Here is an 11,706-nt window from a genome sequence, read left to right on the forward strand (position 1 = left end):
AAAGACACCGCCACCAATGTCGGTGCCGGTGCCGCGATTTACTAACGAAAGAACGCCATGACTGACTTGATCCATGAAATTGCTACCAGCCTGTCCACTGGCGCGGTGATTCCCTACCTGGGGCCGGACATGTTGTCCCTGTGCACCGATATCAAGGTACCTGGCACACCACTGGCGCTGGCCGAGAGCATGACCGCCAAGGTCAGCGTGCCGCACAAAATCCGCAAGCGCCTGACGCAGGCCGCGCAGTTCATTGAAAACTTCAAGCACCGCAAATCGGTGGTGCACCTGATGAACGAGGCCTTTGCCACATCACCCGCGCCATCTCCTTTTCACCTGGCTTTGGCCGGCAGTGGGGCCGGGCTGTGGGTTGACACCTGGTACGACGATGTCATGTCTGCCGCACTGGCGCAAGTGGAGCCCAAGAGCGGCTGGGTGCAGGTGCAAGGCCTGTCGCAGTCCGAGCATTTTGGCCAGTGGACCGGGGCTTACGCCGCCGACGGCACGGCGCTGGCGGAACTCTCCGCAAGCCCAGGGCGCATGCTCTACAAACCGATAGGCAGCCACAGCCCGGCAGGCAACTACCTGGTGTCTGACAGCGACTATGTCGAGGTGTTGACCGAGATCGACATCCAGACCCCGATTCCCGCCGCCGTGCAAGCCTGGCGCAGCGGGCGCAACTTTCTGTTTCTGGGCTGCCGTTTTGACGACCAGCTCACCCGTTGTTTTGCCCGCCAGATCATGAAACGCTCCAGCGACCGCCATTGGGCCATCTTGCCCAATGAACCGACCCGCATGGAAGCGCGTTTTCTGGCTGAACAAAACATCACCCGCATCGACATGACGTTGGCCGAGTTTTCCACCGCCTTGATGGCTGCCATGCAACCCGCACTGACCGCTTGACCGTCTTTTTTCTCCTGTTTCCTTAACCACCTCGCGGGCCTGAGCCCCTTTTTCACCATGACCACTCTCACCGTTCTCCCCTCTGGCAAGTCTTACGAAGTTGCTGCCGGCACCAGCCTGCTCAAAGCCCTGCAAGCCGCGGGCGAGCCCATCATCAGCAAATGCGGCGGCGAAGCCAAGTGCGAAAGCTGCCACGTCTACGTGACGGTGGGGCGCAAAAGCCTGTCCAAAATCCAGCGCGTTGAAAACGAAAAACTTGACGGCATCGTAGGTGTCAGCTCCAACTCACGGCTGGCTTGCCAGGCCCTGCTGGGCGAAGAAGCGGTCACCGTTGAGCTTCTGAAGTAAACACCCCCCACCATGGCTGACCCCGTCCCACTTCCTGTCACGCCGGTGGTGGACGTGGCCATCGTCGGGGCCGGGCTGTGTGGCCTGGCGCTGGCCCACATGTTGGTCGCGCAGGGCGTGAGCCTGCGGCTGATCGAGGCGCGCGAGCGCCTGGGTGGGCGCATTTTGACCCAGCCCTGCGAAGCCACCGGCCAGGCGCTGGATCTGGGGGCGAGCTGGTTTTGGCCCGAGACCGAACCGCGCATCACCGCGCTGTTGTCGGAGCTGGGCCTGGCCAGCCACGCCCAGCATGACCCAGGCGATGCGCTCTGGCTGACCGACCCCAACCGCGAGCCCGAGCGCCGCAGCGAAGTCGGCGGTATTCACGTCGGTGCGCGTGCGGTAACCGGTGGCGCGGCCCGCATCATCCACACCCTGGCAGAAAGCCTGCCTCCTGGCAGCGTTCGCACGGCTGCGGCCGTGCACCTGCTGCGGGACCGGGGTGAATACATCGAACTGATCTGCCGCACCGGGCCAGCCATCCGGGCGCGACAGGTGGTGCTGGCCCTGCCACCCCGCCTGATTCACCAACACATTCAATTTGAGCCAGCGCTGCCCGCCGCCGTCTGGGCCGCGCTTGCCGCCACCCCAACCTGGATGGCCGCTCAAGCCAAGTCAGCCACCACGTTTGCGCAGCCGTTCTGGCGCATGGCGGGCCAATCCGGCAACGCTTTTGTGCGCCATGCCCAGGCTGTGCTGGGTGAGGTGTTTGATGCCTCTGCGCCCGGTCTTTCTACGGGCGCTTTGGGCGGTTTTGTCGCCCTGAACGCGGCCCAGCGCGAAAGCTTTCAGCGCGGCTTGCCCCTGCTGATCAGCAGCCAACTGACCCAGTTGTTTGGCCCGGCGGCACAAGACGGCCAGGCCTACCTGCAAGACTGGGCGCTTGAGCCCTGGACGTGCAGCACGCTGGAGCGCAGCCAGCCACAAGCCCCTCCGCAAAACGAGCCCTTGCTGCGCCAAGCTTTGTGGGCCGGGCGGCTGCTGCTGGGCGGCAGCGAAACCGCCGCACACGGTGCCGGTCACATGGAAGGGGCGCTGGAGTCGGCCGACCGCTTGCAGCACGCCCTGTGCCGCCCCAGCGCCAACCGCACCCTGGATGCCTTTGATGACACGGCGATCGCCAGTTTTGCCATCTGCGTGCAGGCACTGCGCGGCCTGGCTCCCCAGCGTTACCGGCAGCACCTGACCCGCTTGCTGGCCAGCCAGCAGGCTGAACTGCTGACCCAACGGGCCTTGCTGGCCACCGTTGACCAGGTCTACAGCGAAGCCCTGGTGCAGCTTGATGTGCTGTTGCCGGTGATGAATCTGCCCGCAAGCGAGATCACCAAAGGTCGCCATGCCTTGACGGCCAGTTTGCTGACCGCTTTTGACGGCTGGAACAAACACCTGCTGGAGGCCGCGCTGGCGCACAACGCCAGCTCCTGCGCCCTGTCCAACTTCCCCACCGAGCACCAGCCCGATGCCGACAGCTTGCGTGCCATCACCCTCGATCTGGCCGCCGCCTGGCGCGAATTTGCGCTGGAACTCAATGCCCGGCTGCTGCAGGCTGCGGGCGAAATCGAAAGCACCACGTAGGCCATGACCCCCATCCTCCACAGCGCCCGGCTGGGCCTGATCGAACAAGCCGGTACGTCTGTAGCGATTCTGGTGGAGGGGCTGGAGCGCGAAGAACTGCTGCGCTCGCGCCTGACCCGCCAGGAGGTGCTGCGCCAGCTCAACACCCTGGCCCAGAGCGCCGCTCAGGTGGAACCGATTGAGCGTTCACAGATGCCCGAGCTGGACTGGAGCGGCTGGGATGCCCTACAGCGCCGCTTTTCAGAACCGGCCAGCGCGGCGCTCGACGAAGCCCTGTGGTTTGCCTGCACATCCCTCGTCCCCGCCACACTGCTGTGGCTGCGGGTCTACCAGCAAAGCCAGCCAGAGCTGTTTCGCATGGTGCCTGGAGTAGATCAAAAATAATAGCTGTCAGAGCTTTATTAACAAGCGATAGAGACATATTTCATTCGTAAATTCAGCAACTAATTCCCGCCAGCGCCCACAATCAGGTTGAACACCTCGCGCAGTAAAAGCAACTCACTCATTGCACTGCCGCGCAGCAGGCTGATGGGTTTGAACTCGCCACCCAGCGCCCGGATGGCGGCTTTGGGAGCCTCAAAGCTGGTGAAGCGCAGCAGGTGAATGCGCACCGGGCCAGACTCGGTTTGCGCCCAATGGTTGAATTCGTTGACGCGCTTCAGCTCATCAGGGTTCAGGCCGCAGCGCTGCACCAGCGCAAGCTTGACCGCCGAGCCAGAGAACGCTGGCTCGATGACGGCTGGCGACGGCATCGGTGTTGCGGCATCTGGCAGGGCGGCGGGCCACAGCAGTGATTTTTCCCAGCGAGGAAAAAGCAGTGCGGCGCTGTAGCTGTCGAAATGCGTGAGGATCACACGGTTGTGGTGAAAGATGTCGGGTGTATTCATCTGCTTGGCCTTTTAAATATCAGGATGGGATGCCCTTGCAGGCGGGGCATCAGCGGTAACCTTCCTCGTGCAGCACACGCTGCACCACAGGACGGCTTCGCATCAGTTGGTAGTGCGCCGCACAACGCGGTGGCAAGGGTAGGGCGGTTTTGTCGGCCCAGAACGCCACGTAAAACAGCGCTGCGTCAGCAATAGAAAAGTCCGCCCCGATGGCATAGCCGGTCTCTGGCAGGCGTGCCTCAATCACGGCAAAAGCCTCACTGACGATCTCGCAGCCACGCGCCTGCACACTTGCGTGCCACACAGACCTGTCAGCGTTGGTCAGAGCGGCAGGTAGGTAACGCTCGGTGGTGAAGATGCGCGTAAAACCCTGGCCGTGCACCGTGCCGACCACGTAATCCATCAGCTCCAGTGTTTGTGCAGCCAGCAGCGCATCGTCCGGCAGCAAGCGTTTACGTGGGTAACTGCGCGCCAGCCAGTAGGCGATGGCCTGAAATTCGGTCAGCGCCCGGCCATCATCGAGCACCAGCGTCGGGATCGTGCCTTTGGGGTTGAGCGCCCGGTATACGGGCTTGAGGTGGTCCCCTGCGGGCAGGTTGACGAGGGTCACTTCAAACGGCAAGTCCAGCTCTTCCAGCAGGATGTGGATGCCGGTGGAGCAGGAGCCGGGGGTCATGTAGAACTTGAGTGTCATGCGGCATGCAAAGCAAGATACATGACAACCCCCAGGCTTGCACGGCACTTGCTAACAAGCCGTGTACGCCGACAGAACGAACAACAGGTTCGTTGGCGTGTGCTTTTTGTCGCACCCTTGTGTCACCTTTGTCTGTTTATGTCCATGGTTTTATACCCTCTGCTAAACCACGATGACCTGCGCCGCTGGCGGGCCTGCTCGCGTCGCTTCTGGCTTTACCGTCGCAGCGAACACCTGGCCACCGCAAAACTCACCGGGCGGGAAGTCCCGGTGAAAAACCGTGCCGATGTCAGCGCCGAGGCGGCGGTGGTCTACGGCCCGGGTGTGGATGCAGCCTTGCGCGCCTCGTACCCGCTGGCGGACATCATCCCGCCACCCGCCACCCAGGCCGAGTGGACCCGCGCCCTGCGACAAACCCTGCATTGTCTGGATGACGACCAGGTGGCCCCTGAGGGCTGGGCAATTCTGGGGGCCTGCCTGACCAGTGAAGACCGAGCCCAGGCGCGGATTGATGTGCTGACCTGCGGCGAACGGGGGCTGCGCCTGTTCAAGGTGCGCTACGCCACCGTCGGCGACGAGTCCGATGTGGACACGGCGGCGTTCTGGACCGATGTGGCCGCGCGCTGCGGTTTGCGCGTGCAAAGCGTGGGTTTGTTACTGGTGGATGCCGATTTCATCTACCCCGGTCACGGCTGTTACGCCGGCCTGTTTCGTGAGGTGGATCTGGCCCCGGTGCTGGGCTCGCGCCCGGTAGCGGCCTGGCTGGATGCCATGCGCGCTTGTGATCGCGGGCCGCAGCCACCGGCCACGCCCGGGGCGCATTGCACCCAGAACGGCGGTTGTGAGTTCACCCGGCAGTGCGCAGCGTGTACGGTGTCAGCCGCACAAACTGCACCTGATCCGCTGGCCAGGCTGGAGATCGTGGGGCACGACTTGGCGAGCGAACTGCGTCAAGCTGGCCACACAGATTTGCACAGCGTTGCCCCGCAAACCCTGGACAACACACGGCATCGCCGCGCCATGCGGGCCATTCAGCAGGGCGCACCGGTGCTGGAGCCCGAGGTTGCGGCCTTGATACAAACGCTGCCCTACCCGCGCCACAACTTGCGTTTGGACACCATTGGATTTGCCGTGCCCCTGTGGGCGGGCACACGGCCCTACCAGGTGTTGCCTTTCCAATGGACGTGTGATGTGCTGCAGGCGGATGGTCAATCTGAGCAACATGGCTTTCTGGCCGAGGCACAAGGCGGTGACCCACGCCGCGCGTTTGCGTTGTCGCTGCTGCAGGTGCTGGGCAGCCAGGGTGCCGTGCTGGCCTACAACGCGGGTTTTGAGCGCAACCGCATCCGCGATCTGGCGCGTTTGTTTGACGATCTGGCCCCAGCCCTGGAAGCGGTGCTGGCGCGCCTGGTTGACCTGTTCCAGATTGCCCGTGCGCACTATTACCACCCGGTGATGGCGGGTTCCTGGTCGTTCAAGTCGATCAGCCGTGCGGTGGCCCCCGATGTCACGCTCACGCTGGATGAAACGCTGGCCCCATCTCCGCAAGCCGCCTTTGCGCAGTCTCTGCAGCATGGCCTGGAGGCCCAGACCCGCCAGCAATTACGCGCCGCCCTGCAAACCCATGGCCAGCAACAGACCGAGGTTTTGCGCCGTATGGTGACCTTGTTTGAGACTGCGGCCGGCGGTCAAGCCCAGAACCAACGCGATTCCCATTTGTAAGACAGACTCACCATGACCAACCACCTTGCCACCCAACAGTCGGCCTATTTGTTGCAACACGCTGACCAGCCAGTGGATTGGTATCCTTGGGGCGCGGAAGCGCTGGCGCTGGCCAAACGGCTGGACAAACCCATCCTGCTGTCGATTGGCTACGCCGCTTGCCACTGGTGCCATGTGATGGCGCGCGAATCGTTTTCCGATGCCACCACGGCGTCCCTGATCAACGAGGGTTTTGTCGCCATCAAGGTGGACCGCGAAGAGCGCCCCGACATCGATGCGGTCTACCAGTTGGCGCACCAGTTGCTGCGCCGCAGTGGTGGCGGTTGGCCGTTGACAATCTTTCTGTCGCCGCAAGGCATACCGTTTTACAGCGGCACCTATTTTCCGAGTGATGCGCCCGAAGGCCAAGCCACATTTCGCCATGTGCTGGGCTCGGTCAGCACGGTCTGGAGCGAGCAGCGCCCTGTCCTGGCGCGGCAAGACCAGGCCTTGCGTCTGGCACTGGCCGCCAGCCAGCCACGGGTCGATGACAAAGCGGTGCTTGATGCTGCCGTGCGCACGCAGGCATGCCAACAACTGGCGGCCGCCTTTGATACCAGACATGGTGGTTTTGGTGCTGCGCCGAAGTTCCCGCACCCCAGCGACCTGGCCTTTTTGTTGCACCGTGGGCGTGATGAGGGCGACGCGCAAGCCCGCGACATGGCCTTGTTCACGCTGCGCAAAATGGCTGAAGGTGGCTTGTTCGACCAGATCGGCGGCGGCTTCTTCCGCTACAGCGTGGATGCCCAATGGCGCATTCCGCATTTCGAAAAAATGCTGTGTGACAACGGCGTGTTGCTGGCGCTGTATGCCGAGGCCCTGGCGCTGACCGGTGAGCCGCTGTTCCGCCGCGTAGTGGAAGACACGGCCGACTGGGCGCTGCGTGAGTTGCAGGCCGATGCCGGGGGCTTTCATGCGTCACTGGCTGCGGACGACCCCCAGGGACGTGAAGGGCACTTTTACGTCTGGGAATCCGAGCCGCTGCGCCTGGCCCTCTCCCCCTTCGAGTGGGATGTGTGCGCCGCCCATTGGGGCTTGGTGGATGCACCCAACTTTGAGGGCGGCAGCTGGCATTTGCACGTGACCCGCTCGGCCGCCAAACTGGCCGCCACCCTGGATCGACCCGAGGCGCTGGTGCAAGAGTACATCTCCAGCGCACGCGACAAACTGCTGGTGGAGCGCAACAAGCGCGAGCGCCCGCCGCGCGATGCCAAGGTGCTGACCGGCTGGACCGCGCTGATGATCACCGGCCTGGCGCGCGCTTCCCACGTATGCCAGCGCCCGGACTGGCTCAAAGCGGCGCGGGCCGCGCTGGGCTTTTTGCGCCGGGAACGCTGGGTGGAAGATGGCCGCACCTCCGGGCATCTGCACACCTTGCCCGGGCAAGACGCGTTTCTGGATGACCACGCCTTTTTGTTGGAAGCGGTGTTGGCACTGCATGAGGCCGATCCACAGCCGGACGACGTGCCGTTTGCCGAAGGTTTGGCCCGCGCCATGCTGGCGCAGTTTGAAGACCGCGACCTGGGTGGTTTCTTCTTCACCCGCCATGAGGCTCCGGCGCTGATCCACCGGCTCAAAACCGGCATGGATGCTGCCACCCCGTCCGGCAACGGTGTTGCAGCCTTGTCTTTGCTGGCGCTGAGCCACCAAGTCAGCGACCCCAATGCGGCCAGATACCACACAGCGGCCCAGCGCTGCGTGCGGGCATTTGCCGCCACCGTTCGCGCTGATCCGGCCAGTTGTAGCAGCTTGCTGGGTGCCGCAATGCTACTAAATAACTAGCTGTTAACGCTTATATATAAAGGGCTATAGGTCAATTTATCTTATAAAAATACCGGCAGCGGCAGCGCGCCCCTCAAACCTTGTCCGGCCCATTGAGCCCACTCACCGACCACCATGAACCCACCATTGCTCCCTGCGCATCCTGCCCCGGCTGAGGCCGTCCAAATTGACCCCTGCGAGCCCTTGAGCGCCGACGAGTTCGCCGCGCTTACGTCCATCCTGAACTACCTGCGCGCGCGCCACGATGCGATCCCGACCTGGGAGTTTTGTGAAGGCTTCATGGCCGCGCTGATTTGTTGCCGCCGCCCGATCCCGCCCGATGACTACCTGCCGGTGTTGCTGCCGGTGTCGTTTGCCAACGCCGTCCAGCGGCAGCATTTCCTGACGCTGTGGACACGCCGCTGGCTGCTGGTCAGCCAGGCGCTTGCTGCCAGGATCGAAGCCCTGACCGATGCCACCGCCTACCAGCCCGAGTTGCTGGATGCGCGGGCTGACTTTGCCGCCCTGCCTGAGGCAGAGCGCGCCCAACGCCGGGGAGAAAAACTGCCAGCTTTCGGTCAGTTGTGGGCCAAGGGTTTCATGGCGGTGGTCACTGCCTGGCCGCAAGACTGGGCCGTGTCACGCAACAGGGAAGCCATCAGGTGGCGCGCCACGGCGCTGGATTTGGTGGCAGCCCTCACGCAGGACGATACCGAGCCACCGACCCTGCATGCGTTTGAGGATGCGGCTGGTCCACCCACCGTCAGTATCAAACGTATGAAAGCCTTTGGTGATGCGCTCTGGTCGGTCTACAACATGCACGAGATGTGGCGCACCCTGGGACCGCGGATTGAAACCGTGGTCAAGACCGCCACGCCGGGTCGAAATGACCCGTGTGCGTGCGGCAGCGGCAAGAAATTCAAGAAATGCTGCGGCAGTTAGCTATGTTTTTTGATAGCTTCTTGAGCGGGGGTTCCCGGGTGAGAACTTTCGGGCGGTGGAATAATTTTCACTGTAGGACGAACTGAAATTCGGCAAAATGCGAGTCAGTTCAAACCCCAACAGGAATAATGCATGAGCACTGAAGCATGGACCCTCACGCGAGGCGATGGCACCCAACGAAAAATTCTGGGCTACCGCTTCGCGCCGGAGAAGCTCAGCAACCGCAAGCAGTTTTCCGCCGCCAAGGCCAATCTCAAGCTGCCGCCCAAAGTGGATCTGCGGCAATATCTGACCGAGATTGAAGACCAGCAAAACACCAACAGCTGCGTGGCCAACGCCGTGGCGGGCGCCTATGAATACCTGGTGAAGAAGCACGAAGAGCGGGACTACGACGTCAGCCGCCTGTTCATTTATTACAACGCCCGTGACCTCGGCGGGATCGAGGGCGACAACGGCAGCCTGATTGCTGACGCCATCGAGGGCCTGCGAAGCCACGGGGCGTGCGCTGAAGAAAGCTGGCCATTTACTCAAAACAAAGTCGACAAACGACCCAGCGACGATGCTTTTGAGGAAGCCGCCCAGTTCGTGGTAGAAGACATGCAGTTGGTACCCGTGAACCTGATGGCCTGGAAAAACTGCCTGGCCGAGGGGCACCCCATCATCTTCGGCATTTCACTGTATGAGTCGTTTGACCAGCAGCGCAAAAAAGGCGTGGTGCCCTTGCCCACGCCCAAAGAGTCGTCACGCGAGTCGCACGGCGGCCACGCCATGCTGTGTGTGGGCTATTCGGACCCCGACCGTGTCTTCATCGTACGCAACTCGTGGGGCCCCGACTGGGGCGACAAGGGGTACTGCTACATCCCGTATGACTACCTGGTCAACCCCAAATACAACGACGGCGACAGCTGGATCATCCGGCAGCTGGAGAATTTTGAGTTCGACCAGGAAGGCTGGGGCGACGACACATCGTTGATCGGCGACTTCAACACCGAGCTGGCCAACATGTCTGAAGAGGACTACGGCACCCTGCTTGATGCCATGGGCGAGCACCCCCTTGAACTTCGCATGGCGCTGATCTTCCTCGCCGCTGCGGGGGCCGACGGCGACCTGAGCGACGACGAGCTGGCAGAAATTGCCACCTATTTCGCCGCCGTGGTCGAATCATTAGGCGTGAACACCCAGGTTGACAAGTTGCTGCGTCGCGCCGCAGCCAAGGTGGACGACGAAGAACTGCTGGAGGAATCCATCGCGCTGCTGGGTGAGCACCTGTCCACCACGATGCTGGCCAGCATCGTCAACAGCATCACGGAAATTGCCAGCACCGACGAGCTTGAAGACAGTGAAGACGAGTTTGTGGCGGCACTGATTGAAGCCTGGCAAGTGACCGACGAGGACGAAGAGGACGAAGAGGACGAGGAAGACGAGGAAGAGGAAAGCGCCGACGAGCGTTCTGTGATCCTCACCGGCTTTTGGATTTACACCAACAACGCCGAAAAGGTGGTCAAGAAAATCGAAAAACTCTGCGCTGCACACTGCACCGAAAGTGAAGACTACGAGTACGAGTGGGACGAGGATGCAGATGACGACGGCAATTACATCGAGTTCAGCAAATTCGAGGCGTCCCCCGACGACACGACAGCCTTTCTTGAGGAACTCGAAGCCCTGTGCGAAGAAGTCAGCACGGATGGTGGTTACAGCTGGGATTGAGCCGCTGAACAAGGTGCAGCGGCTGGCGGCAATTGAAAAACCCATTTTCATGTCCATCTTGGCAGCTCACTGGTTCTCCCGGTCTGCTCTCAAGAATCCACCGCCGACAGTGTGCTGGTTTGACTGACGAGTCAATGTACGCTATGTTTTAAATAGCTGCTTGCGCTTTATATATAAGGGCTACAGGCAAATTTTGCATAAAATGTGTTCGTCTCGCCCCCAGGCTACCCAATCAGCGCCACCGCCTTGATCTGCGCCCAGACCGGTAACCCCGGCGCCAGGCCCAGCCCGACAGCTGAGCGTTGTGTCAGGCGCGCCGTCAAGGGGGAGCCGCCCAGGTTGAGCCGCACCAGCGACAGGGCAGGGTGGTGGTCAGCGGCCAATTGTTCAACTGTGGCGGCCAGGCAGTTCTGGATGCTGGTGCTGGTGACCTTTTCCAGTGCAATGCTCACATCACGCGCCAAAATCCGCACCCGCACCGCCTGACCCAGCGCGTGGCCACCGTCGCGCACCCACAGGCTGCCGCCGGGGAATTCGACGCGGGCCAGGTGCCACTGCGCATCACGCTCGGCCACCACCGCGTCCAGCACCACACCGGCATCTTCACCCAGGTGAATCGGCAAATCCAGCCGAGCCAGTGTGTCTTTTAACGGGCCTGCCGCCACCGTTCGGCCAGCGTCCAGCACCACAATATGGTCGGCCAGGCGAGCAACTTCGTCCGGTGAATGGCTGACATACAGCACTGGAATGTCTAGCTCGGCATGCAGGCGCTCCAGGTAGGGCAGAATTTCCTGCTTGCGTTTGAGGTCCAGCGCGGCCAGTGGTTCGTCCATCAACAGCAGGCTGGGGCTCAGGGCCAAGGCCCGCGCCATGCCGACACGCTGGCGCTCCCCGCCCGACAGCTGGTCGGGCTTGCGGTCCAGTAGGTGGCCAATGCCCAGCAACTCAATCGCCTGATCCAGACTGATCTTGCCCCCGAAAAACGGACTCCATAGCTGATGGAAAATTTCAGACATTGGAGAGACCGAAATGAGCAAAAGAATCGATGGACAAGCACGGGGCAAATACACGCTGGAATTCAAACTGGAA

Annotated in this window: 11 protein-coding genes; 8 read left to right on the plus strand and 3 right to left on the minus strand. The window is 62.0% G+C overall.

Translation table 11 applies throughout. The annotated features are described in order from the left end of the window. Positions 1–57: 57 nt before the first annotated feature. Genes PHW99_RS15900 through PHW99_RS15915 form a run of 4 tightly spaced genes read left to right on the plus strand, consistent with a single transcriptional unit; the run spans position 58 to position 3,249 of the window. On the plus strand, positions 58–903 hold the full coding sequence (locus PHW99_RS15900) for an SIR2 family protein (protein ID WP_300179765.1): 846 nt from the start codon (positions 58–60) through the stop codon (positions 901–903). Positions 904–960: 57 nt separating this feature from the next. Further along, positions 961–1,251 carry a 2Fe-2S iron-sulfur cluster-binding protein gene (locus tag PHW99_RS15905; RefSeq protein WP_300179768.1) on the plus strand — a complete coding sequence of 97 codons (291 nt, stop codon included), beginning with the start codon at positions 961–963 and terminating at the stop codon, positions 1,249–1,251. Between the two features lie 12 nt (positions 1,252–1,263). Continuing rightward, positions 1,264–2,865, plus strand: coding sequence for an FAD-dependent oxidoreductase (locus PHW99_RS15910; RefSeq protein WP_300179771.1), 1,602 nt, complete (start codon positions 1,264–1,266; stop codon positions 2,863–2,865). Positions 2,866–2,868: 3 nt separating this feature from the next. Continuing rightward, positions 2,869–3,249: a hypothetical protein gene (locus PHW99_RS15915; RefSeq protein WP_300179773.1), complete on the plus strand. Its 381-nt coding sequence runs from the start codon at positions 2,869–2,871 to the stop codon at positions 3,247–3,249. 59 nt (positions 3,250–3,308) lie between these two features. Here PHW99_RS15915 and PHW99_RS15920 read toward each other — a convergent pair whose 3' ends face one another. Both PHW99_RS15920 and PHW99_RS15925 read right to left on the minus strand, forming a co-directional pair. Continuing rightward, positions 3,309–3,752, minus strand: coding sequence for a hypothetical protein (locus PHW99_RS15920; RefSeq protein ID WP_300179775.1), 444 nt, complete (start codon positions 3,750–3,752; stop codon positions 3,309–3,311). A 49-nt stretch (positions 3,753–3,801) separates the two neighbouring features. Continuing rightward, positions 3,802–4,446: a glutathione S-transferase gene (locus tag PHW99_RS15925; protein WP_300179778.1), complete on the minus strand. Its 645-nt coding sequence runs from the start codon at positions 4,444–4,446 to the stop codon at positions 3,802–3,804. A gap of 144 nt (positions 4,447–4,590) precedes the next feature. Between PHW99_RS15925 and PHW99_RS15930 the strand changes: the two genes are divergently transcribed. From PHW99_RS15930 to PHW99_RS15945, 4 genes are all read left to right on the plus strand, one after another. Next, the gene (locus PHW99_RS15930) at positions 4,591–6,168 is read left to right on the plus strand and encodes a DUF2779 domain-containing protein (protein WP_300179781.1); all 1,578 of its coding nucleotides are present in this window, start codon (positions 4,591–4,593) and stop codon (positions 6,166–6,168) included. Between the two features lie 12 nt (positions 6,169–6,180). Further along, positions 6,181–7,989 carry a thioredoxin domain-containing protein gene (locus tag PHW99_RS15935; RefSeq protein WP_300179784.1) on the plus strand — a complete coding sequence of 603 codons (1,809 nt, stop codon included), beginning with the start codon at positions 6,181–6,183 and terminating at the stop codon, positions 7,987–7,989. A 114-nt stretch (positions 7,990–8,103) separates the two neighbouring features. Continuing rightward, positions 8,104–8,910: a UPF0149 family protein gene (locus PHW99_RS15940; RefSeq protein WP_300179786.1), complete on the plus strand. Its 807-nt coding sequence runs from the start codon at positions 8,104–8,106 to the stop codon at positions 8,908–8,910. A 132-nt stretch (positions 8,911–9,042) separates the two neighbouring features. Continuing rightward, positions 9,043–10,617 carry a C1 family peptidase gene (locus tag PHW99_RS15945; protein WP_300179789.1) on the plus strand — a complete coding sequence of 525 codons (1,575 nt, stop codon included), beginning with the start codon at positions 9,043–9,045 and terminating at the stop codon, positions 10,615–10,617. Positions 10,618–10,841: 224 nt separating this feature from the next. On the opposite strand, the gene modC is transcribed toward PHW99_RS15945, so the two are convergent. Continuing rightward, positions 10,842–11,633 carry a molybdenum ABC transporter ATP-binding protein gene (modC, locus tag PHW99_RS15950; RefSeq protein ID WP_300179792.1) on the minus strand — a complete coding sequence of 264 codons (792 nt, stop codon included), beginning with the start codon at positions 11,631–11,633 and terminating at the stop codon, positions 10,842–10,844. Positions 11,634–11,706 lie beyond the last annotated feature (73 nt).

Source organism: Rhodoferax sp., from assembly GCF_028689305.1.
GTDB lineage: Bacteria > Pseudomonadota > Gammaproteobacteria > Burkholderiales > Burkholderiaceae_C > Rhodoferax.